Annotated in this window: 22 protein-coding genes and 2 pseudogenes; 13 read left to right on the forward strand and 11 right to left on the reverse strand. The window is 65.6% G+C overall.

The window, feature by feature from the left end; all coding sequences use genetic code 11:
• Positions 1 to 32 precede the first annotated feature (32 nt).
• Together ABIA45_RS03670 and ABIA45_RS03675 are read right to left on the reverse strand one after the other, a co-directional pair.
• Positions 33 to 1,031, reverse strand: a complete 999-nt coding sequence (locus ABIA45_RS03670; protein ID WP_275502241.1) for a P1 family peptidase — start codon at positions 1,029 to 1,031, stop codon at positions 33 to 35.
• Between the two features lie 55 nt (positions 1,032 to 1,086).
• The gene (locus ABIA45_RS03675; protein WP_404651083.1) at positions 1,087 to 3,900 is read right to left on the reverse strand and encodes a PAS domain S-box protein; all 2,814 of its coding nucleotides are present in this window, start codon (positions 3,898 to 3,900) and stop codon (positions 1,087 to 1,089) included.
• Between the two features lie 235 nt (positions 3,901 to 4,135).
• Here ABIA45_RS03675 and ABIA45_RS03680 point away from each other — a divergent pair.
• Positions 4,136 to 4,521: pseudogene (locus tag ABIA45_RS03680) on the forward strand (response regulator).
• 108 nt (positions 4,522 to 4,629) lie between these two features.
• Here ABIA45_RS03680 and ABIA45_RS03685 read toward each other — a convergent pair.
• The 5 genes from ABIA45_RS03685 to ABIA45_RS03705 all read right to left on the reverse strand — a co-directional run bounded on the left by ABIA45_RS03685 (position 4,630) and on the right by ABIA45_RS03705 (position 9,715).
• Positions 4,630 to 5,748: a branched-chain amino acid ABC transporter substrate-binding protein gene (locus ABIA45_RS03685; protein WP_271544874.1), complete on the reverse strand. Its 1,119-nt coding sequence runs from the start codon at positions 5,746 to 5,748 to the stop codon at positions 4,630 to 4,632.
• 153 nt (positions 5,749 to 5,901) lie between these two features.
• Entirely contained in the window at positions 5,902 to 6,639 is a 738-nt protein-coding gene (locus ABIA45_RS03690; RefSeq protein ID WP_271544872.1) for an ABC transporter ATP-binding protein, read from the reverse strand.
• Positions 6,636 to 7,469: an ABC transporter ATP-binding protein gene (locus ABIA45_RS03695; RefSeq protein ID WP_271544870.1), complete on the reverse strand. Its 834-nt coding sequence runs from the start codon at positions 7,467 to 7,469 to the stop codon at positions 6,636 to 6,638. Before ABIA45_RS03695 ends, ABIA45_RS03690 begins: the two co-directional genes overlap by 4 nt.
• Positions 7,466 to 8,785 carry a high-affinity branched-chain amino acid ABC transporter permease LivM gene (gene livM, locus ABIA45_RS03700; protein ID WP_271544868.1) on the reverse strand — a complete coding sequence of 440 codons (1,320 nt, stop codon included), beginning with the start codon at positions 8,783 to 8,785 and terminating at the stop codon, positions 7,466 to 7,468. The genes ABIA45_RS03695 and livM overlap by 4 nt, the downstream gene beginning before the upstream one ends.
• 12 nt (positions 8,786 to 8,797) lie before the next feature.
• Positions 8,798 to 9,715, reverse strand: coding sequence for an ABC transporter permease subunit (locus tag ABIA45_RS03705; RefSeq protein WP_271544866.1), 918 nt, complete (start codon positions 9,713 to 9,715; stop codon positions 8,798 to 8,800).
• A gap of 265 nt (positions 9,716 to 9,980) precedes the next feature.
• Between ABIA45_RS03705 and ABIA45_RS03710 the strand changes: the two genes are divergently transcribed.
• Entirely contained in the window at positions 9,981 to 10,148 is a 168-nt protein-coding gene (locus ABIA45_RS03710) for a hypothetical protein (protein WP_271544864.1), read from the forward strand.
• A 321-nt stretch (positions 10,149 to 10,469) separates the two neighbouring features.
• Positions 10,470 to 11,009, forward strand: coding sequence for a hypothetical protein (locus ABIA45_RS03715; RefSeq protein ID WP_404539964.1), 540 nt, complete (start codon positions 10,470 to 10,472; stop codon positions 11,007 to 11,009).
• Here the strand turns inward: ABIA45_RS03715 and ABIA45_RS03720 are convergent.
• From ABIA45_RS03720 to ABIA45_RS03730, 3 genes are all read right to left on the reverse strand, one after another.
• Positions 10,971 to 11,363: a carboxymuconolactone decarboxylase family protein gene (locus ABIA45_RS03720; protein WP_404539967.1), complete on the reverse strand. Its 393-nt coding sequence runs from the start codon at positions 11,361 to 11,363 to the stop codon at positions 10,971 to 10,973. The genes ABIA45_RS03715 and ABIA45_RS03720 overlap by 39 nt on opposite strands.
• A 111-nt stretch (positions 11,364 to 11,474) precedes the next feature.
• Positions 11,475 to 12,257, reverse strand: a complete 783-nt coding sequence (gene pcaD / locus ABIA45_RS03725) for a 3-oxoadipate enol-lactonase (RefSeq protein ID WP_404651084.1) — start codon at positions 12,255 to 12,257, stop codon at positions 11,475 to 11,477.
• 15 nt (positions 12,258 to 12,272) lie between these two features.
• Entirely contained in the window at positions 12,273 to 13,628 is a 1,356-nt protein-coding gene (locus tag ABIA45_RS03730; RefSeq protein WP_404651085.1) for a 3-carboxy-cis,cis-muconate cycloisomerase, read from the reverse strand.
• 172 nt (positions 13,629 to 13,800) lie between these two features.
• Between ABIA45_RS03730 and ABIA45_RS03735 the strand changes: the two genes are divergently transcribed.
• The 10 genes and pseudogenes from ABIA45_RS03735 (at position 13,801) to ABIA45_RS03780 (ending at position 21,856) form a co-directional block, all read left to right on the forward strand.
• Positions 13,801 to 14,247 carry a carbon monoxide dehydrogenase subunit G gene (locus tag ABIA45_RS03735; protein ID WP_126260910.1) on the forward strand — a complete coding sequence of 149 codons (447 nt, stop codon included), beginning with the start codon at positions 13,801 to 13,803 and terminating at the stop codon, positions 14,245 to 14,247.
• A 149-nt stretch (positions 14,248 to 14,396) separates the two neighbouring features.
• The gene (locus ABIA45_RS03740) at positions 14,397 to 14,882 is read left to right on the forward strand and encodes a (2Fe-2S)-binding protein (RefSeq protein WP_014494194.1); all 486 of its coding nucleotides are present in this window, start codon (positions 14,397 to 14,399) and stop codon (positions 14,880 to 14,882) included.
• Between the two features lie 27 nt (positions 14,883 to 14,909).
• The gene (locus ABIA45_RS03745) at positions 14,910 to 15,716 is read left to right on the forward strand and encodes an FAD binding domain-containing protein (RefSeq protein WP_404651086.1); all 807 of its coding nucleotides are present in this window, start codon (positions 14,910 to 14,912) and stop codon (positions 15,714 to 15,716) included.
• Between the two features lie 62 nt (positions 15,717 to 15,778).
• Positions 15,779 to 16,702 (forward strand): AAA family ATPase, encoded by a 924-nt coding sequence (locus ABIA45_RS03750; RefSeq protein WP_404651087.1) that lies wholly within the window; start codon positions 15,779 to 15,781, stop codon positions 16,700 to 16,702.
• A 147-nt stretch (positions 16,703 to 16,849) separates the two neighbouring features.
• On the forward strand, positions 16,850 to 18,052 hold the full coding sequence (locus ABIA45_RS03755; protein WP_198399602.1) for a VWA domain-containing protein: 1,203 nt from the start codon (positions 16,850 to 16,852) through the stop codon (positions 18,050 to 18,052).
• A gap of 10 nt (positions 18,053 to 18,062) precedes the next feature.
• A complete protein-coding gene (locus ABIA45_RS03760) occupies positions 18,063 to 18,386 on the forward strand; it encodes an XdhC family protein (protein ID WP_025037240.1) in 324 nt (107 codons plus the stop codon).
• 2 nt (positions 18,387 to 18,388) lie between these two features.
• A complete protein-coding gene (locus ABIA45_RS03765; protein ID WP_404651088.1) occupies positions 18,389 to 19,090 on the forward strand; it encodes an XdhC family protein in 702 nt (233 codons plus the stop codon).
• Positions 19,087 to 20,692: pseudogene (locus tag ABIA45_RS03770) on the forward strand (NTP transferase domain-containing protein). The gene ABIA45_RS03765 and the pseudogene ABIA45_RS03770 overlap by 4 nt, the downstream one beginning before the upstream one ends.
• A gap of 209 nt (positions 20,693 to 20,901) precedes the next feature.
• The gene (locus ABIA45_RS03775; RefSeq protein ID WP_271544842.1) at positions 20,902 to 21,291 is read left to right on the forward strand and encodes a DUF4189 domain-containing protein; all 390 of its coding nucleotides are present in this window, start codon (positions 20,902 to 20,904) and stop codon (positions 21,289 to 21,291) included.
• Positions 21,292 to 21,445: 154 nt separating this feature from the next.
• Positions 21,446 to 21,856, forward strand: a complete 411-nt coding sequence (locus ABIA45_RS03780) for a DUF2000 family protein (protein ID WP_198399601.1) — start codon at positions 21,446 to 21,448, stop codon at positions 21,854 to 21,856.
• Between the two features lie 120 nt (positions 21,857 to 21,976).
• Here the strand turns inward: ABIA45_RS03780 and ABIA45_RS03785 are convergent, their stop codons facing one another.
• Positions 21,977 to 22,390, reverse strand: a complete 414-nt coding sequence (locus ABIA45_RS03785) for a GFA family protein (protein WP_404651089.1) — start codon at positions 22,388 to 22,390, stop codon at positions 21,977 to 21,979.
• Between the last annotated feature and the right edge of the window lies 1 nt (position 22,391).

Raw genomic sequence — 22,391 nt, forward strand, 5'->3', positions numbered from 1 at the left:
CGCCGGGTAACGCTTGGGTGACGGTTTCGTTTCTAGCCGAACCGGTCCTTCCAAGCCGCCTGCGCGCCCGGAAACGGCAGGGCCGTCGCGCTGTAGACGCCGCGGGCGATCGCGCGGGCGACCACGTTGGCGGCGATCGTGCCGAGCTCGGTGAGACCAACCAGCGGCTCGATCGGCTTTTCGCAGGTGGCGGCGGCGAACAGCACGTCGCCGTCGGTCGGCGCATGCACCGGATAGATCGCGCGGGCGAAGCCGGTATGCGCGATCATCGCCAGCCGCTTGGCCTGCGGCTTGGTCAGCACCGCGTTGGTCACGACGGCGCCGATGGTGGTGTTCTCGCGCGCGCTCGCGGCGGGACCGCCCTTGATGCGCATGCGGAGCATGTCCTCGGTGAACTTGTCCGGCAGGCCGCGTCCACCGAATTCGCCGTCCACCTCGAACGGCGCCGCCCAGAACCACGGGCCATTGCCGACGGTGACGCTGCCCACCGCGTTGACGGCGACGATCGCCGCGACCTTGATTCCGCTCGGCGTCACGGCCGACGCCGAGCCGAGCCCGCCCTTGAACGTCGCGGTGGTGGCGCCGAAGCCGGCGCCGGCGCTGCCGAGCGCGAAATCCGCGTTGGTGGCGGCGGTCGCCGCTGCATAGCCGAGGTCGCGATACGGCGAGAAGCGTCCCCAGGCCTTGTCGCCGCCATTGAGCAGGTCGAACAGGATCGCCCCCGGCACGATCGGGATCAGCGCTTCGCGAACCCGGTGGCCGCGGCCCTGCTCGGCGAGCCAGGCCTGCACGCCGCCGCCGGTGTCGAGGCCGAAGGCCGAGCCGCCCGACAGCGCGATGGCGTCGACGCGCTCGACCGTGTTGGCGAGATCGAGCAGTGCATCCTCGCGCGTGCCGGGGCCGCCGCCGCGCACGTCGATCGCGGCGATCGCAGGAGAATCGAAGATGATCGCGGTCGCCCCGGAACCGACTTTCGAATCTTCGGCGTGGCCGACCCGGACGCCGGCGATATCGGTGAGAAGGTTCTTCAAGGCGGCCTCGTGTTCGAGAATTCACGATCTGCGATAGCGCAGCAATGCCGCAGGCTCAACCGGCGAGCGCGGTCCTCAGCATCTTGGCGAGCTCGGACTTGCGGTAGGGCTTGGCCAGCAGCAGCACGCCGGAATCGAGCCGGCCGTGATGGACGATGGCGTTCTCGGTGTAGCCCGAGGTGAACAGCGTCTTCAGGTCGGGGCGGCGCTTGTGCGCTTCGTCCGCCAGCTGGCGGCCGTTCATGTTGCCGGGCATGATGATGTCGGTGAACAGCAGGTCGATGGTTTCGTCGCTGTCGATGATATTGAGCGCCTCTGCGCCGTTGGCGGCCTCGAGCGCGGTATAGCCGAGGCTCTTGACCTGCGTCACGACATACTGCCGCACCAGGGCATCGTCCTCGACGATCAGGATCTTCTCGTTACCGCCGGTGATTGGCGCATTCTGGAGCGATTCGAACTCGGTCTCCTGCACACCTGTCGAGCGCGGCAGGTAGATCTTCACGCTCGTGCCGTGGCCTTCCTCGCTGTAGATCTTGATGTGCCCGCCCGATTGCTTGACGAAGCCGAACACCATGCTGAGGCCGAGGCCAGTGCCCTTGCCGACCTCCTTGGTCGTGAAGAAGGGATCGAACACCCGGTCGATCAGCTCGGCAGGAATTCCGCTGCCGGTGTCGCTGACCGCGATCATCACGTAACTGCCGGCAACGACGTCGGGGTTCATGCTGGCATAGCCGTCGTCGAGGAAGATGTTGCGGGTCTCCAACACCAGGGTGCCGCCCTCGGGCATGGCGTCGCGCGCGTTCAGCGCGAGATTGAGGATCGCGGTGGAGAGCTGGCCCGGGTCGACCAGCGCCGGCCAGGCATCCTCGGTCAGCTGCGGCATGATGGTGATCTGCTCGCCGAGCGTCGGATGCAAGAGCTTGGCGGCTTCGAGCACCAGTGCGTTGACGTCGATCTCTCGCGGCTGGAGCGGCTGCTTGCGGGCGAAGGCGAGCAGATGCTTGGTCAGCTGCGCGCCGCGCTCGGCAGCGTCGTCGATCAGCTTGGTGATCGCGGCAAGCTCGGGCCGGTCGGCGACCGCGTCGCTGAGAATGCCGATCGTGCCCGTGATCACCGTCAGCACGTTGTTGAAGTCGTGCGCGACGCCGCCAGTCAACTGGCCGATCGAGTCCATTTTCTGGACCTGCCGGAGCTGGGCTTCGGCGGCCTGCTTGTCGGTGAGGTCGCGGCCGATGAAGAAGTGGCGTTTCACCGGCTCCGACCACGTGCCCATCCAGTTCAGCGTGACCTCGTGACCGTCGTAATGGTAGTAGCGCGCCTCGAAGCTGCGCTTGACCGCGCCGCGACGGGCTGCACGCATCTCGTTCCGCGTCTTCTCGAGATCGTCGGGATGGATGAATTCGGTCGCGCTGTGCCCGACCATGTCCTCGGGAGCGTAGCCGAGAATGTTCCGCACGCTCGGGCTGACCTGGATGAAATTGCCATAGCCGTCAGTGACCAGGATCAGGTCCTGCGATGTCTCGAAGATGCGCTGGCGTTCCTCGGTCTCGCGGCGCAGCTTCTCTCTGGCCTGCTTTTCTTCGGTGATGTCGTGGGCGATCTTGGAAGCGCCGATGATCTCTCCATCGTCGGTCCGCAGCGGTGAGACGTTCAGGACGACGTTGAGCGGGCGGCCGTCTTTCCGGATTCGGACCGTCTCGTGCTGGGCGATCGACTCGTTGCTGGCGATCTGGTTGAGGATGCTTCTGATTTCGCCCTTGCGATCCGGCGGCACGATGATGTCGATCGGCTTGCCGACGGCCTCGGCGGCGGCGTAGCCGAACAGATTTTCGGCGGCCTTGTTCCAGCCGGTGATGATGCCGTCGAGCGACTTGGTGATGATCGCGTCATTGGAGGATTCGACCACGGCGCCGTACAGCGCGAGGCGTTTGCCGAAATAGTCGCGTTCCGAGGCCGATTGCTGGCGCAGCTTTCCGACGAGGCCCACTGTACGCGCCTGGAGGCGGACATTCTCGACCAGGAGCACCGCCAGCACGAAGGTCGCCGCGGCGAGGCCGTAGAGCCGGCCGGCATAGAATCCGAGATCGAAGCGCGCGACGTTGACGATCGCCGACAGGGCGATGTCGAACAGCCAGGCGCACATGACCACCATGAGCCAGATGTCGATCACCGTATGCGGCTTGCGGAACCAGAGCGAGATCAGCGCGGCAAAGCTCAGCGACCACACGAAGGACACGACGCCGATCATGGTTGCCGTGTAGCGGCCCTCGCTCAACAGCACCGGCAACAGATCGTGCTGCGCGGTGACGATCCAGGCGAAGACCGCCATCGCGGCGACCACGCTGAGCCCGCAGGCATAAATCGCCTTGCTTACCGCGCCGCGGATCCGGGGCCCACCGTCCTGTTCCTTCAGCCAGGCATATGCCATCACGCAGAGCGGAAAGCCGGCGTGCCAGATCATGTAGAGCCACACCGTGGTCTGCCGGCCCGCGCCCAGGAGTCCCGTCGGGGCGAACAGCCCTGGGAAGGTGAGGGCATGAACCAGCGCCGCCGCCGCGGTGAAGAGATAGCCGCCCGCGAGCCACAGCAGCGCGCGGGTCCGCAGAATCGCAAATTGTGACAGCAGCAGCACGGCCGTGACGATGTCGCTCACGGCCAGCGCGGATTGATAGCTGGCGACAAAGGCGGGGACCGGCAGGAGCGGGGTACCAGCGAAGGGCACGGCTGCGGCGAACAGGAGCGAGGATACACCGACGATCGTCAATGCTGCGGTGCGGTCGGCCCCGGTGGCCGGCAGGGTCGACAGAAATGTGCTTCGGTCGATCGCCGCCGGCACGTCCATCTCGCGCGAGTCGGTGGGCTTAAGCATCTCCGCTAGTCTCATTGGCCGGCTGTCCGTTCATCGTAGCGGGTTCTGGGCGCGGGTGGTCAACGGAACCGGTTTACGACTCAACCGAGGGTTACAGCTTACCTAATTTCGGTGAGCGCACGGAACAGGGATCGGTAAGGGGCGCTTTACGGGGCGGTGTCATAATGCCCTGCCGCCGCGGCCGGTTCCAGGTTTGAAACAGGCGATTTTGATGTCGAGATCGGGAGTTTGCCCTATGCCCCGCGTTCTCATCATCGACGACCAGAAGGACGTCCGTGCGATGTGGCGATCGTGCTTCGGGTCAACCATTTCGAGGTCGTGGAGGCCGAAAGCGGCGCGGCGGGGCTGAAGGCCTTTGCGGAAGGCCGCTTTGACGCGGCGAATGTGGACATCTTCCTCGGTGATACCAGCGGCGTCGACGTCATCACCGCCTTGCGCGAACGCGCGCCGGCGCTGCCGGTGATTGCGGTATCCGGGATGACGGCACTCGATTTCATGGACCAATCGCCCCACCTCGCCAACGTGGTCGGCCTGCAAAAGTCGTTTCGGCCGAACGATCTGCTGCAGGCCCTGCGGAAGGCCCAGGCCGCGGCCGGCGGCGAGATTTCGGCCGCGGTCTGACCGGCAAAAGAACGCCCCGGCAAGCCGGGGCGTGGTCGCGATGGCGGGAGCCTTCGGGGGATCGCTGATCGGGATCCCCGAAGAGCATTCTGGATCAAGAGCCCTTGATCAGGAGCCCTTGGCGCCGAGCTCGGCGTAATTGCCCTTTGCGTCCCACTTGTAGACGACATAGTCGATCTGCTTGAGGTCGCCCTTGGCGTCAATCTCGATCGGGCCGAGCACCGTGTCCCACTTGCCGGCCTTGATGGTCTCCATGACCTTCTTGGCGTCGGTGGTACCGGCCTTCTTGACCGCCTGCGTCCAGACCTGCAGCGCAGCGTAGGTATAGAGCGTATAGCCTTCCGGATCGATGCCCTTGGCCTTGAACGCCTCGACGATCTTCTTCGCGGTCGGCTTGTTGCGCGGGTCGGGACCGAAGGTGAACAGCGTGCCTTCGCCGGCGGGACCGGTGATGGAGGCGTACTCCTTGTCGGCGAGCGCGTCGCCCGACATCAGCACCGTCTTCAGGCCCTGATCGCGCATCTGGCGCAGGATGAGGCCGGCTTCCTGATGGTAACCGCCGACATAGACGAGTTCGACATTATCCTTCTTCAGGCGCGAGACGATCGCATTGAAGTCCTTGTCGCCCTTGTTGTAGGATTCGTACATCTTCTCGGTAATGCCGGCCTTGTTGAGCGCCTTCTTGGTCTCGTCGGCAAGACCCTTGCCGTAGGTGGTCTTGTCGTTGAGGATCGCGATGTTCTTGCCCTTGTAGTTCTTGGCGATGTACTGCGCGGCGATCAGGCCCTGCTGGTCGTCGCGGCCGCACACCCGGGCCACGTTCCACAGCTTGCGCTCGGTGAAGAGCGGGTTGGTCGAAGCCGGGGTGATTTGCAGGACGTTACCGTCCGCATAGGCTTCAGAGGCAGGGATCGAAGACGACGAGCAGAAATGGCCGGCGACGAACGGGATCTTGGCGCCGGCGATCTTTTCCGCGATCGAGCGGGCCTGTTTCGGATCGCAGGCGTCGTCCTCGGCGTTGAGCGCGAGCTTCTTGCCGTTGACGCCACCGGCGGCATTGATGTCGGCCACGGCCATCTCGGCGCCGTTCTTCATCTGGCGGCCGAAGGCGGACTCGCCGCCGGTCATCGGGCCTGCGACTGCGACGGTGACATCCTGCGCGAATGCCGCGCTCGACAGCGCGAGCGATGCGCCGAATGCCAGACCGATGAGCTTCAGTGATTTCATGAGATACCTCGCGGGTGGTCGCCTGTGGAAGTTGCCGGGCATGCCCGGTTCAAACCGGCGCCATTCTTGAATGAATTCGAGGAGAAGTCACCGGCAAAATACGGGCATACGCCAAGATATCTAGCCGCATCCTCGCGCAGGGCGGGGCCCGGGTTAGTGCCGTCCGCCTTCCAGATAAGCGGCCCGGATTTCGGGGCGCTGCAGCAATTCGGCGCCGCTGCCGGCCAGCGTGATCAGGCCATTGACCATGACATAGCCGCGGTGGGCGAGCTTGAGGGCATGGTTGGCGTTTTGCTCGACGATCAGCACGGTCAGGCCGTCCTGCCGGTTCAGTGTGCGGATGGCGTCGAAAATCTGCCGCGCGATGAGCGGGGCGAGCCCCAGCGAGGGTTCATCGAGCAGGAGCAGGCGAGGGCGGCTCATCAAGGCGCGGCCGATCGCGAGCATCTGCTGCTCGCCGCCGGACAGGGTTCCGCCGCGCTGGGCGAAACGCTCCTTCAGGCGGGGAAACAGGGCGAACACGCGCTCGAGCGTGCTCTCCCGTTCCGCCGGCGTGCTCTCGGTGACGTCGGCCCCCATCTGGAGGTTCTCGGCGACGCTCATGCGCGGGAAGATGCGGCGGCCTTCGGGCGACTGCGCGATGCGCAAATGGGCGATCTCGTGGGTCGGGACGGCCGTGATGTCCTTGCCCTCGTACAGGATCTGCCCGGCGCGGGCGCGCGGCTTGCCGAAGATCGTCATCATCAGCGTCGACTTGCCGGCGCCGTTGGCGCCGATCAGCGCCACGATCTCGCCCGCATTGATGTCGACGTCGACGCCCTTCAGAGCCTCGATCTTGCCGTAGGCCGCGCGCAGGCCCCGGATCGCGAGCAGGGGGGGCGCCGCCGTCACGATCCGCTCTCCATGACGGCCGCGGCTTCTTCCTCGTCGGTGCCGAGATAGGCGGCGATCACCTTGGGATCGTCGCGCACCTCGCGCGGCGTGCCTTGTGCGATCTTCACGCCGTGATCCATCACCACGATGTGGTCGGAGATCTCCATCACCACCGACATGTCATGTTCGATCAGGAGGATCGACGTTCCCAGGTCGTTGCGGATCGAAAGCAGGAGCTCGTTCAGCGCCGCGCTCTCTCGCGCGTTGAGGCCGGCGGCGGGTTCGTCCAGGCACAGCAGCGCGGGCTCGGTGCACATCGCGCGCGCGATTTCCAGCCGGCGCTGGTCGCCATAGGCGAAATTGCCGGCGGCATCGTCGGCGCGGTCGAGCAGGTTGACCCGCTTCAGCCAGTCGGTGGCAAGATCGATCGCGCGCTTTTCGGCCTCGCGGTAGGCGGGCGCGCCGACGAGGCCGAGCAAGGTGAAGCCCGAGGCGTGCATCAACGCGTTGTGCTGCGCCACCATCAGGTTCTCCAGCGCCGTCATGCCGGGAAACAGGCGGATGTTCTGGAACGTGCGGGCGACCTTGGCCTGCTTGGCGATGCGGAAATCGTTGAGCCGCTCCAGCGCGATTTCCCTGCCGTCGTCATGGGTCAGGCGAATCGACCCGCCGGTCGGCTTGTAGAAGCCGGTGATGCAGTTGAACACGGTGGTTTTGCCGGCACCGTTCGGCCCGATCAGCGCGGTGATCTTCTTCCGCTCGGCGGCGAACGAGAGATCTTGCACGGCGACGATGCCGCCGAAGCGCATGGTCAGCCGGTCGACGCTGAGGATCGTGCTGCGGCTCATCCGTGGCCTTCCTTGACGAGGTCGGAGGAGATGGCCTGCGACTTCTTCAGGTAGACGGTCGGCGCGCGATGGCCGACCAGGCCGCGTGGCCGCCAGATCATGATCAGCACCATCGCCCAGCCGAACACCAGCATGCGATAGTTTTCGAGGCCGCGGAACAGCTCGAACCCGCCGATCATGGTCAGCGCCGCCAGCGCGACGCCCAGCTGCGAGCCCATGCCGCCGAGCACGACGATGGCGAGCACCAGCGCCGATTCGTGGAAGGTGAACGATTCCGGGCTGATGAAGCCCTGCCGGGTGGCGAAGAAGGCGCCGGCGAAGCCACCGAACATGGCGCCGGTCGCGAACGCCGTGAGCTTGGTCGTCGTGGTGTTGATGCCAAGCGCGCGGCAGGCGACCTCGTCCTCGCGCAAGGCTTCCCAGGCGCGCCCGATCGGCAGCCGGCGCAGGCGGATCGTCACCCAATTGGTGAGCAGCGCCAGCGCCAGGATCAGATAGAACAGGAAGACGATGCGGTGGGTCGGCGAATACTCGATGCGGAGCAGGGCGGCCAACCCATCGTCGCTCCTGTCGAGCGGAATGCCGAACAGGGTCGGACGCGGAATACCGGATACGCCGTTCGGTCCGCCGGTCAGATCCTGCCAGTTGATCAGGACGAGGCGGATGATCTCGCCGAAGGCGAGCGTCACGATGGCGAGATAGTCGCCGCGCAGGCGCAGCACGGGGAAGCCGAGCAGCACGCCCCAGAATGCGGCGAGGATGCCGGCGAGCGGCAGGCAGATCCAGAACGACCAGCCGAAATTGGTGGCGAGCAGCGCATAGGAATAGGCGCCGACCGCATAGAACGCGACGTAGCCGAGATCGAGCAGGCCGGCGAGCCCGACCACGACGTTGAGGCCCCAGCCCAGCATCACATAGGTGAGCACGAGAATGGCGAGGTCGAGGATATAGCGCTGGTTATAGAAGATCACGGGCACCAGCAGCGTGAAGATCAGCAGCGCGGGCGCAAGATAGCGGCCGACCAGCGACATGCCCTTCTGCACCGCCGGCGGCACGAGCGTCTCGGTGCCGGCAGGGCCGATCCATTGCCTGAGCAGCTCGATCGCGATCGAGCCGCCGAACACCGCGGCGACGAGGGAGGCGAGCTCGCCGAATCGCGTCCAGTAGGTGAGCTGGCCCTCGGGCCCCGCCTCGGTGCGGATGCCGACCATCAGCGAGAACAGCACCAGCGCAATGAGGGCGTTGATGAAGGCGGTCTTGAGGAGGGCGGCGGTGCCCGTTGCAGGTTTGGTCGTGTGGGTCGAGGGTGCTGTCACGCGGCCGATCCGTTAGACTTTTTCGACTTCGGGACGGCCGAGCAGGCCGGTCGGCATGAAGATCAGCACGACGATCAGGATCGAGAACGCCGCAACGTCCTTGTACTCGACCGAGAAATAGGCCGACCAGAACGTCTCGATCAGGCCGATCAAAAGCCCGCCGAGCATGGCGCCGGGCAGGGAGCCGATGCCGCCGAGCACCGCGGCCGTGAAGGCCTTGATCCCGGCGACGAAGCCCATGAAGAAGTCGACCAGGCCGTAATAGAGCAGGTACATCAGGCCCGCGACGGCGGCGAGCGCCGCGCCGATCACGAAGGTCATGGAGATGGTGCGGTCGACGTTGACGCCGAGCAGCGCCGCCATGGTCTGATCCTGCTCGCAGGCGCGCATGTCGCGCCCGAGCCGGGTGTTCGACACCAGCCAGGTGAAGATGGCCAGCAGCACGATGGTGGTGATGACGACGATGATCTGGATGTTGGAGAGCTGGATGACGAAGCCGTCCGCGCTTTCATGCAGCGTATAGCCGCCGGTGATGACGGGCGGGATCGGCTTGACCCGGGCGCCTTGCGCCACTTGCGAATAATTCGTCAGCACGAACGACATGCCGATGGCCGACAGCATCGGGGCGAGGCGGAAGGAATGGCGCAGCGGCCGGTAGGCGATGCGCTCGATAGTCCAGCCATAGAGCGCCGTGATCGCCATCGAGACAAGCAGCACCAAGAGCAGGATCACGGGAACGGCCGTGAGGCCGAGCGAGATCAGGATCAGGAAGGTGATGAGGGCGATGAAGCCGCCGATCATGAAGACGTCGCCATGGGCGAAGTTGATCATGCCGACGATGCCGTAAACCATCGTGTAGCCGATCGCGATCAGGCCGTAGATTGAGCCGAGCACGAGGCCGTTGATGAGCTGCTGGGCGAAATAATCCATAAGCTGCCGTACCCAAACTTGACGCGGCTCAAAGGGAGCTCTTGCAGAGAGTTCTTGGGCCCCGGCAGCCCTTGAGCGTTCACCAGGTTTTGTAACAGGAGGGAACTGGCGGCTGCAACTGGCCCGGTCTCCGCCTTAAGGCTTGTACAGAGATCATTTCAGTGCCGGGTTCCCTCGGTCCTGCGAGGAACCTGGTCCCCAAGGCAACCAAAGTGGATGCAGGCCGTTGTCTTGCCTCTGACGTCCAACAAGGGAGTTTCCCCGAATGACGAAGCAGCAGAACCAGAATCCGGGTCAGCAGAACCAGAACCCCGGCCAGCAGCGCCCCGGGCAGCAGCAGGGTGGGGGTCAGAAACCCGGACAGCAGCAGCAGGATCCGCGCCAGGGCGATCGCCCGGGCCAGCAGCAGGGCGGCCAGCGCGACCAGGAATAGCGAGTTTGGGAACCCAGGAGTGAGGAGAGGCCCCGCCGGAAGGCGGGGCCTTTTTTCTTGGGGCCATCGTTTGCCCGTCATTCCGGGAGGTGCGTCAGCACCAGACCTCAGGTGCGCAACTGCGCACCGGGGAATCTCGAGATTCTCGGCTGTGCAATTGTGCACCATAGTTCGGCTCTGCGAGCCGCCCCGGAATGACGAAAGCGGGCGGGCAGTTAAGGTAAACAAAGGGTTTAAATTGCCGCCACAGTCTGATGCGAGTTAGCTCCGGCATGGCCGCCGCCTTCCATCGAAGGCTCGGCAAACCAGGCGGGAAGCGGCATGTTCAGGAACTGGCGGATCGGCTCGGTCAACGGCGCGCTGCTGGCGGCCTATTTCATTCCCGTCTGGAGCCTCATAGCCTTCAGCATCATCGTGGCGCCCGTGCGCGGCCTCTACGAGCGGCCGAGCGTCGCGGTGGCGCTGTACCTGAGCGACCATCTGCAGATGGCGGGCATGGACACGGTACGTGCCGCCTGGCTGCTGGCGCTCGGACGGCTGACCGTGGTGGCGTTCTTTGCGATCTACCTCGTGCTGCTCTGCATTCCCCGCACCCGCAAGGGCGGCGGCAGCGACGAGGCGCTCGGTATTGCGCTGGCAATCGGCAGCCTGATCTCCTTTGCCAGCATGGTGATGGCCTCGAAGGTCGGCGAGCTGGCTGCGCTTCGGCTGCACGCCACCGAGCTCCTGATGCTGCTCGGTGCCGCGGTCGTGCTCGTGATCGAGAAGCCGGCAGCTGCGCCGAAGGTGGCCGAGGTCGCCGCACCGCCGAATCTTCAGCCTCTAGGTCTTGAGCAGGCCGAGCTCCTGCACAATCGCTGAGGCTTCCTTGACGGCGTGGTTGGCGGCCGGCACGCCGCAATAGATCGCCTGCTGCAGCAGGATCTCCTTGATGTCCTCGGGCGTGAAGCCGCCCTCAGCGAGCGCCGCACGCACGTGCAGGCGGAATTCGTCCCATTGCCCGAGCGCGACCATGGTGCCGATCACCAGCACGCGGCGCGTGCGCTCGTCGAAATGCGGCCGCGTCCAGATCTCGCCCCAGGCGTAACGGGTGATCAGGTCCTGGAAGTCGGTGTTGAAGGCGTTGCGGTTCGCGATCGACTTGTCGACCCAGGCATCGCCCAGCACCTTGCGGCGCACGTTCATGCCGCCATCGCGGCGCTTCTGGTCGTCCATGGTGTTTCTCCTCTTTCGTCATTGCGAGCGCAGCGAAGCAATCCAGAAATGTGCCCGCGGAGACGGACTGGATTGCTTCGTCGCTACGCTCCTCGCAATGACGGGTTGTTGCTAGCGCTGCGTCAGGAACCCCACCACCGCATCCGTGAACGCATGCGGCTGCTCGACGTTCGAAATGTGCGCGGCGTCGATGATCGTCATGCTGGCGCCGGGAATGCTGGAGCGGATCAGTTCGGCGGCCGAGATCGGCGTCGCCACGTCGTGGCGGCCGGCGATCACCAGCGTCGGGCTCTTGATTTTCGGCAGCAGCGCGCGCTGGTCGAGCGTCGACAGCGCTTCGCAACAGGCGAGATAGCCCTCGACAGGCGAGGCGAGCAGCATCGACTTCATCTTCGCGGTGATCGCAGGCTCGCGCTCGCGGAAATCCTGGGTGAGCCAGCCCGCGATCACGGCATCGGCGACGGCGGCGATGCCGCCCTCCTTTACCGCCTTGATGCGGTTGTGCCAGTTAGTTGGATCGGGGTAGTAGCAGGAGGTGTTGGCGAGGATCAGCTTGCCGAACCGTTCGGGCGCATTGGCGCCGAGCCATTGCCCGACCATGCCGCCCATCGACAGGCCGCACCAATGCACCTTCTCGATGTTGAGATCGTCGAGGATCGCGAGCACGTCGCGGCCGAACCGCTCCATCGAGTAAGGACCCGGCGGGACGTTCGACTTACCGTGGCCGCGGCGGTCGTAGCGGATGACGCGGAACACCTGCGTCAGCGCCTTCATCTGCGCCTCCCACATCTGCAGCGTGCAGCCGAGCGAGTTCGACAGCATCAAGGTCGGCCTGCCGTCGCGGCCTTCGACGGAGACGTTGAGGAGGCATCCGTCGGCATCGATCATGGGCATGCGGCGTCTCCGTTTCTAATCTTGATCGAGGCTGTCGAGCAGGCGATCGATCAGCGCCTGTGACGCCCCTTGATAGGCCCTCGGCTCGAACAATGCCGCAATTTTTTCCGCCGTAAGGTGCGCGGTGACTTGCGAATCGGCCGACAGCACCTCGCGCAGATGCTTCCTCTCGGCGACGGCACGCTTGCTCGCGGCCTCGACGAGATGATGCGCGTTGCTCTTGCCGATGGCTTCGGCGAGCGCGAAGGTGACGGCCTCGGCCATGATCAAGCCATGCGTCGCATCGAGATTGCGGAGCATGCGCGCCGCATCGACCTCGAGACCCTCGGCGATGTCGACGACGGCAGCCAGCGCGCCTGATGTGACCAGCATTAATTGCGGCAGCGTCGGCCATTCCGCGTGCCAGGGACCGGCACTGCGTTCGTGGTCCTGCACCTGGGCGGCGAAGATCGTCGCGGCAAGCTGCGGGGCCATGGTCGCAGCGCCCAGCGCGCTTGCGGCGGCGACCGGGTTGCGCTTGTGCGGCATGGTCGAGGAGCCGCCGCGGCCTTCGCCGGCGGGCTCGAACGCTTCGGCGACGTCGGTCTGCATCAGCAGCGAGACGTCGCGCGCGATCTTGCCGCAGCTGCCGGCGAGAATGGCGAAGCAGGATGCGGCCTCGGCGATGCGGTCGCGATGGGTATGCCAGGGCGCCTCGGGCAGCGGCAGCTCGAGCTCCTGCGCCAGCCGTTCGGCCACCGCGAGCCCCTTGTCGCCGAGCGCAGCGAGCGTGCCGGCGGCGCCGCCGAATTGCAGCGCGAGGCCCTCGCGGGAGAGCCGCCGCAGGCGGCAGCGGGCGCGGGCAAGGCTCGAGGCGTATTCGGCGGCCTTCAGCCCGAACGGCATCGGCAGCGCGTGCTGAAGCCAGGTCCGCGCCACCATCGCGGTGTTGCGGTGGCTGCGCGCCAGCGCGGCAAAGCCCTTGATGGCGCGGCTGAGGTCGGCATCCAGCGCCGCGATGCCGGCGCGCAGCATCAGCATGGTCGCGGTGTCGATGACGTCCTGGCTGGTCGCGCCCCAATGCACGTAGCGCGCGGCCTCCGCGTCATTCTTGCCGACATTGGCGGTTAGCATCTTGACCAGGGGAATCGCGAGATTGCCCGACCGCGTCGCGGCCTCGGCCAGTGCGGCCATGTCGAAGCCATCGGCCTTGCACGCCGCCTCGATTGGTCCGACGGCGGATGCGGGAATCACCGCACTTGCCGCCTCGGCGCGTGCCAAGGCTGCCTCGAAATCGAGCATGTTCTGCAAGGTCGACCGATCGTCGCAGACCACGCGCATGGCGGCGCTCGACAGCATCGGTGCGAGCAGGGGGGAGATGGATGTGCTCATGTTGCGCGCGACCTAATCATCATGGCCCGGCCGTGCCAATCCCCCACCGCCCGCACACGTCATTTTGCAGTTGCGAATATGCATTGCACGTGACCGGGCGCCGGTCTTTCCTTTGCCGCGTCGCTGCGTTACTTGATCAGTACTATAGTTACGCGATCAGGGAGGCACCCTCATGGCCATGACGATGAACGGCGAAGTCCAGCTTGCGGCGCCGCGCGAGGCCGTGTGGGCCAAGCTCAACGATCCCGAGGTGCTGAAGGCCTGCATCCCCGGCTGCGAGGAGCTGGAGAAGACCGACGACGGCGGCTTCCGCGCGACGGCGAAAATGAAGGTCGGCCCGGTGTCGGCGCGCTTCAAGGGCAAGGTCACGCTGTCCGATCTCGACCCGCCGAACGGCTACAAGATCTCCGGTGAGGGCGAGGGCGGGGTGGCCGGATTCGCCAAGGGCGGCGCGGCCGTCAAGCTCGCCGAGAAGGACGGCGGCACGCTGCTCTCCTACGACGTCGAGGCGCAGATCGGCGGCAAGTTGGCGCAGCTCGGCCAGCGCCTCATCAACGGTGCCGCCAAGAAGCTGGCCGACGAGTTTTTCGCGAACTTCGCCAAGGCCGTACAGAGCTGAAGGTCCAATACTTTTAGGGTAGCGCCTTCGGCATGGCGCCTTGCGCCCGGGGCGATGTTGCCCCGGGGCATAATGGCCCATATGATGGGTTGGAATAATTATAAGAACCGCTTCGACGGGACCCGTCGGGGTGCTGACAGAGAGTGCTTATGGCAAAAATCTCCCTCATCGTGAACGGCAATCCAGTCACCGCCAATGTCGATCCCCGCACGCTCCTGGTGCAATTCCTGCGCGAGAATCTGCGGCTGACCGGCACCCATGTCGGCTGCGACACCTCGCAGTGCGGCGCCTGCGTCGTGCATCTCGACGGCAAGGCCGTGAAGTCCTGCACCACGCTTGCGGTGATGGCCGATGGCCACGAGGTCAAGACGATCGAGGGGCTGGCTGCGGACGGCGCGCCGCTGCATCCGATGCAGGAGGCCTTCCGCGAGCACCATGGCCTGCAGTGCGGCTTCTGCACGCCCGGCATGATCATGACCGCGATCGACATCGTGCACCGCAAGGGCCACGAGCTCGACGACCACACCATTCGCGAGGAGCTCGAAGGCAATCTCTGCCGCTGCACGGGCTACCAGAACATCGTCGCCTCGATCTCCGCCGGCGCGAAGGCGATGGCCAAATCCGACCTCGCGTAACGCGCCTCCCGCGATCAGGACATACAGATGTACGAATTCAAATATCATCGCCCTGGGACCGTTCGCCAGGCGGCCAACCTCCTGGTGAAGAACGAGGACGCCAAGGTGATCGCCGGCGGCCACACGCTGATTCCAGTCATGAAGCAGCGCCTCGCCAGCCCCCCGCATCTGGTCGACCTCTCCCACATCGAGGGGCTCAACACGATCGAGATGAAGGGCCGCTCGCTGGTGATCGGCGCCACCGCCAAGCATGCCGAGGTCGCGACCTCCGCCATCGTCGGTGAAGCCATTCCGGCGCTGGCGAACCTTGCCGGCGGCATTGGCGATCCCGCCGTGCGTCACAAGGGCACGATCGGCGGCTCGCTCGCCAACAACGATCCGACTGCCGATTATCCGGCCGCGGTGCTCGCGCTCGGGGCCACCATCGTCACCAACAAGCGCCGCCTCAAGGCGGAAGAGTTCTTCCAGGGCCTGTTCACGACCGCGCTCGAAGCGGATGAGATCATCACCAAGGTGATGTTCCCGCTGCCGAAGAAGGCCGCTTACGTCAAGTTCCGCAACCAGGCCTCGCGCTATGCGCTTGTCGGGGTGTTCGTGGCGCGGCGTCCTTCGGACGTGCGCGTTGCCGTCACCGGTGCGGGCTCCGAAGGCGTGTTCCGCGTCACCGCATTCGAGGAAGCCTTGAAGAAGCGCTTCGCCTCGAAGGCGCTGGAGGGCATCGCGGTACCGGCAGAAGGCCTCAACAGCGACATCCACGGCAGCGCCGAATACCGCGCGCATCTCATCGAGGTGCTGACGCGGCGCGCCGTCGATGCTGCCAATGCCAAGGAATGAGCTGACCTCATTCCTCGGTCCAGACCTGTCCCCGGTGAGGGCGTAGCGAGACTGGCTTTTCCATGACTTCAGCGGCCACTTCTTCCGGTGCTTTGCCGGCATCGGTCGATGCGATGCTCGAACTCCTGACGTCGCGCGGCTATCTCGCTGAGCGCTCACTGGCGACGGTGACGTATCTGTCGCTGCGTATGGGCCGACCGCTGTTCCTGGAAGGCGAGGCCGGCGTCGGCAAGACCGAGATCGCTAAGGTGCTCTCGGCGGCGCTGGGGCGGAAGCTGATCCGCCTGCAGTGCTATGAAGGCCTCGACGTCTCCTCCGCGGTGTATGAGTGGAACAGCGCGTCGCAGATGATCGCGATCCGGATGGCGGAAGCCGCGGGCGACACTGATCGCGATCAGCTTTCGAGCGATATCTTCGCCGACCGCTACATGATCAAGCGGCCGCTGCTCCAGGCGCTGGAGCCTGATGTCGCCGGTCCGCCGGTGCTGCTGATCGACGAGCTCGACCGTGCCGACGAGGCGTTCGAAGCCTACCTGCTCGAGATCCTCAGTGACTTCCAGGTGACCATCCCCGAATTCGGCACCGTGAAGGCGCCGCACCCGCCGATCGTCATCATCACCTCCAACCGCACCCGCGAGATCCACGACGCGCTGAAACGGCGCTGCCTCTATCACTGGGTCGACTATCCCGCCGCCGAGCGCGAGCTCGCGATCGTCAAGACACGCGTGCCCGGCATCTCCGCCAAGCTGTCGCAGCAGGTCGTGCGCTTCGTGCAGGCGCTGCGCAACCAGGACTTCTACAAGTCGCCGGGCGTTGCCGAGACCATCGACTGGGCCACCGCGCTGTCGGAACTCGATGCCCGCTCGCTGACCCCGCAAGTGGTCGGCGACACGCTGGGCGCGCTGCTCAAGTACCAGGACGACATCACCCGCATGCAGGGCAACACGCTGCAGAAGGTGCTGAAGGACGCGACGAGCGAGAATTGACGCGCGGGCGTCGTAACTAGCTCGTCATTCCGGGGCGCGCGTCAGCGCGAGCCCGGAATCCATTAGGCAGCGGGGACGGTGGATAAATGGATTCCGGGCTCGCCGCTCGCGCGGCGCCCCGGAATGACGAGGGGATGGATACGAGACATGGCCATCAACCACCTTGCTCCCGAAAAGACCGAGCAATTCGCCGACAACATCGTCGGCTTCGCCCGCGCGCTGCGTGCGGCCGGCCTGCCGGTCGGGCCGGGCGCGGTCATCGATGCCATGAGCGCGCTGCAGGTGATCGACATCGGCAGCCGATCCGACGTCTTCACCACGCTGGAGGCGATCTTCGTCAAGCGCCATGAGCATGCGCTGATCTTCAAGCAGGCTTTCAATCTGTTCTTCCGCGCTTCGGAGGAATGGAAGCACATGCTGGATTCGGTGCCGCTGCCGGACGAGGCCAAGAAAAAGCCCCAGGCCGGCGCCCGCCGCGTCCAGGAGGCGATGTCGCAGCCGCGCATGACCGAGACGCCGCAGCACCAGGAGCAGGATCTGCGCCTGTCGGTCTCCGACAAGGAGATCCTGCAGAAGAAGGATTTTGCGCAGATGAGCGCGGCGGAGATCGCCGAGGCGCTCCGTGCCATCGAGCGGATGCATCTGCCGCAGGCCGAGCTCTTGACGCGCCGGCGCCGGCCCGATGCGCGCGGCCTGCGCCTCGACCTCCGCCGCACGTTGCGCGCCTCCTTGCGCACCGGCGGCGACATCATCGACATCCATCGCCTCGGACGGATCGAGAAGCCGGCGCCGATCGTGGCGCTGCTCGACATCTCGGGCTCGATGAGCGAATACACCCGCCTGTTCCTGCATTTCCTGCATGCCATCACGGATGCCCGCAAGCGCGTCTCGGTGTTCCTGTTCGGCACGCGCCTCACCAATGTCAGCCGCGCGCTGCGCCAGCGCGACCCGGACGAGGCGCTGGCGAGCTGCTCGGCCTCGGTCGAGGACTGGGCCGGCGGCACCCGCATCTCGGCCTCGCTGCATAACTTCAACAAATTGTGGGCGCGGCGGGTGCTGAGCCAGGGCGCCATCGTGCTCTTGATCTCCGACGGGCTGGAACGGGAGGCCGATTCCAAGCTCGCCTTCGAGATGGACCGGCTGCACCGGTCCTGCCGGCGGCTGATCTGGCTGAACCCGCTGCTGCGGTTTGGCGGCTTCGAGGCCAAGGCGCAGGGCATCAAAATGATGCTGCCCCACGTTGACGAATTCCGGCCCGTGCATAATTTGAGTTCGATCCAGGAGCTGATCACGACGCTCTCCCAGCCGCTGCCGCCGCATCACCGCAGCCTGATCCGCTCCGCAGCTTGAGAGGCCAGCCATGCTCGATCGCGACGAGGACATCCTGAAGGCGGCGGAGGACTGGCAGAAGGCCGGCCGTGGCGTTGCGCTCGCGACGGTCGTCGAAACCTGGGGCTCGGCGCCGCGCCCGGCGGGCTCCAGCCTCGTCATCAACGACGAAGGCACGTTCCTGGGGTCCGTCTCCGGCGGCTGCGTCGAGGGTGCGGTGGTTACGGAGGCCATGGATGTGATCCAGAGCGGCAAGCCGAAGATGCTGGAGTTCGGCGTCGCCGACGAGACCGCCTGGAACGTCGGGCTGTCCTGCGGCGGCACCATCCGCGTCTTCGTCGAGAAGGTCGGTTAGCCGTGAAGCTCGACATCTTGCACGAACTCAATGCCGAACGCGCCGCGCGCCGGCCCGTCATTCTGGTAACCGACACCGAGAGCGGCGAGCAGCGCCTGGTGAAGGCGAAGGATTTCGCCAGGGATCCGCTGCGCGCCGAGCTGGAAAAGCAGCTTCGCATGGGCAAGAGCGCCAGTGTCGAGGCCGGCGGCAAGAAGCTGTTCCTCAACGTCTACGCCCCGACGGCAAAGCTCGTCATCATCGGCGCGGTTCATATCAGCCAGGCCCTGGCGCCGCTGGCGCGCTCGCTCGGCTATGACGTGACCGTGGTCGATCCGCGCACGGCCTTTGCGAGCCCCGAGCGCTTTCCCGACATTCCGTTGATCGCCGAATGGCCTGATACTGCGCTGCCGCCGCTCAATGTCGATGCCTACACCGCGTTCGTGGCGGTGACGCACGATCCCAAGATCGACGACCCCGCGCTGCTGCACGCCTTCGAGCGCAACTGCTTCTATATCGGCGCGCTCGGCTCGCGAAAGACGCATGCCAAGCGTGGCGACCGGTTGCGGGCGCAAGGCGCCAGGGAAAGCGACATCGCGCGCATCCACGCGCCCATTGGTCTTGCTATCGGCGCGGTCTCGCCGTCCGAGATCGCGGTGGCGATCATGGCCGAGATCACGGCCGTGCTTCGGCTGCCTCCAAAGGAAAAAGAAGAAGCGGCATGAAGTTCGGCCCGGCGAGCCCCAGGGATGCGATTGGCGGGGTGACCGTCCACAACCCTGCGCCAGGGATCGCTGGTGCTGAAGAAGGGCACGACGATCGGACCTGCCGAGGTCGAGTCGCTGGAACGCGCCGGCATCAAGGACATAGTCGTGGTGCGCATGGAGGCGGGCGACGTCTCCGAGGACGTTGCGGCCGCCAGCATTGCGCTCGCCATTGGCGGCGAGGGCATCCATGTCGAGCGCGCTTTCACCGGGCGTGCCAATCTATTCGCCGCGCGAGCGGGCGTGCTGGTGATCGACCGCGCCGCGGTCGACCGCATCAACAACATCGACGAAGCCATTACCTTTGCGACGCTCGCCGCCTACAAGCCGGTCGTCGAGGGCGAGATGGTCGGTACCGTCAAGATCATCCCGTTCGGCGTCGAGGCGAGTTTGCGCGATGCCGCGGTGAAGGCGGCGGGCAAGGATGTGCTGAAGGTCGCGCCTTACGTGATCAAGCGCGTCGGCGTGGTCTCGACGCTGCTGCCGGGCCTGTCCACCAAGGTCATCGACAAGACGCTGCGCGTCACCGCCGAACGGCTGGCGCCGGCCGGCGCCGGCATCATCGCCGAGCGCCGGGTCCCGCACGAGGAGCAGGCGCTGTCGGCCGCGATCAAGGAACTGCTCGGCCTCGGCGCCGAGCTCGTGATCGTGTTCGGTGCATCCGCGATCGCCGACCGCCGCGACGTGATTCCGGCGGCCGTCACCGGAATCGGCGGCGAGATCGAGCATTTCGGCATGCCGGTCGACCCCGGCAATCTCCTGCTGATCGCCCGCGCCGGCGAGGTGCCTGTGCTGGGCGCGCCGGGCTGTGCGCGCTCGCCGGTCGAGAACGGTTTTGACTGGGTCTTGATGCGGCTTCTCGCCGGCATCAAGGTGACCCGCTCCGAGCTGATGGGCATGGGCGTCGGCGGCCTCTTGATGGAGATCGTGACGCGGCCGCAGCCGCGCGCCAAGCCGGAGACCGAAGGCAACCGCCAGGTCGCGGCTATCGTGCTCGCGGCGGGCCGCTCGACCCGGATGGGCGGGCCGAACAAGCTGCTCGCCGAGCTCGACGGCAAGAAGCTGGTGCGCCTCGCGACCGAGCAGGCGCTGGCCTCTAGGGCATCTGAGGTGATCGTCGTCACCGGCCATCAGGCCGAGCTCGTCGAGCAGGCGCTTCAAGGCCTGAAGGTGACATTCGTTCGCAATCCGGACTTCGCCGGCGGCATCGCCAGTTCGGTGAAGGCCGGCATCGCCGCCGTTCCCGAGACCTGCGATGGCGCCGTCGTGTGTCTCGGTGACATGCCGCTGATCGACGCCGGCCTGATCGACAGGCTGATCGACAGTTTCGCGCCCGACCGCGGCAATCTCATCGTCGTTCCCGTCAGCGAGGGCCGCCGCGGCAACCCCGTGCTGTGGTCGCGCCGCTTCTTCAAGGAGCTGATGACGCTCGACGGCGACGTCGGCGCGCGGCATCTGATCGCCAAGCACACTGAGGCCGTCGCCGAGGTGCCCGTCGACGGCGAGAGCGCCTTCCTCGACATCGACACGCCGCAGGCGCTGGAGGCGGCACGGCGAGGCTGAAGGTGCCGTAACCGACGGCCGTAGGGTGGGCAAAGGCGCGGAGCGCCGTGCCCACGGCCTCTTCGTGGCGATTGACAATTGGTGGGCACGCTTCGCTTTGCCCACCCTACTGCATCTACCCATCCTCTCGATTTCAACGCCTCATTCACCATCTGGAAACGACCGCCGCTTAGAGTTGCCTCCACCTGCCTTGGGGGGAGGGGTTTTCCATGGCTTCGAACATCGTCGCGCGCCGTTGCGCGATGTTTTTCTTTGCGTTGTCCATTTGCGTTGCCGGCGCTCGCCACATTACGGAAGCCCATGCCGCCGGCGCCTTTGCGGTCGGCAAGTGCGGCGCCTATGGCCAGGCCTATGATTATGGCCACGAGCACGAGGCCCGCGCCGCCGCGCAGAAGCAATGCAAGGGCGATTGCACCACCGTGACGATGAAGCGCGCCTGTGCCGCGATGTCGGTCGATATGACCAATCCCTGCGGCGCCTATGGCTATGCCGTCAAGCCGAAGATTTCCGCCTCGCTCAACGCCGCCACGCGTGAATGCTACAAATACGGCGGCAAGGAATGCGTGATCCGCGCCTGGGCCTGCGACGCGAAAGGCTGATTTTCTCTTGCTGTCATTCCGGGGCGATGCGTAGCATCGAACCCGGAATCCATCGTGCCGCAGAGCGGGTGGACGAATGGATTCTCAGGTGCGCAATTGCGCACCATAGTTCGCGCCAAGTGGCGCGCCCCGGAATGACAACTTGAGGAATTACATGCAATTCGACACCAAGATCGCGGTCGTGATCCGTACCGATCTTCAAGCCTGGCAGAAGCTGAACGTAGCCTCCTTCCTCACCAGCGGCATCGCCGCGGCCTTTCCGGAATGCATCGGCGAAGCCTATGAGGACGCCTCAGGCACGAAGTATCATGCGCTGATCGGGCAGCCGATCCTGATCTACGGCGCCGACGGTCCTGCATTGTCGCGCGCGCTGGACCGCGCGCTCACCCGCAACGTCAAGGCGGCGGTCTACACCGAGGACATGTTCAAGACCACGCACGATGCTGCCAATCGGGAGGCGGTGAGGGCGGTTGCGCGTGGCGACCTCAATCTCGTTGGCATTGCGATGCGCGCCGAGCGGAAGGTGATCGACAAGATCGTCGACGGGTTGAAGTTTCATAGTTAGTTGCCGCTCGATAGCCTCCACATCCGTCATTGCGAGCGAAGCGAAGCAATCCAGAATTGTTCGGCGCAGGTTTTCTGGATTGCTTCGTCGCTTCGCTCCTCGCAATGACGGAGGGTGTGCTCACCCCGGCGGCATGCCGTCGAACTTCACCAGGCCAGGATCGAGAGGATCCCACTCATGGGCGCGCGCGGCGAAGGTCACCGCCTGCGGCCTGTAGCGGGCGGGCTCGTCGAGGCTCGCAGCGCGGATCGTGAACACGTCGGGCTGTGCCGCGAAGGTCATGTAGACGGCGACGCCGCACTGCGGACAGAAGCTGCGCGTCTTCACCTGGCCGTTGTCGGCGACCATGTCCCAGTGCTTGGCATCGCCCGTCAGCGTCACACCGGCGCGCGCGAAGGTCGCGTACGAGCCATGGCCGCTGCCGCTTTCCCGCTGGCAGTCGCGGCATTGGCAGTGATTGCTGAAGAGGGGCTCCCCTTCGATCGAATAGCGGATCGCGCCACAGGCGCAGCCGCCGGTATAGGGCTTCTCCATC

The sequence above is a fragment of the Bradyrhizobium sp. USDA 336 genome (genome assembly GCF_044908355.1).
GTDB lineage: Bacteria > Pseudomonadota > Alphaproteobacteria > Rhizobiales > Xanthobacteraceae > Bradyrhizobium > Bradyrhizobium yuanmingense.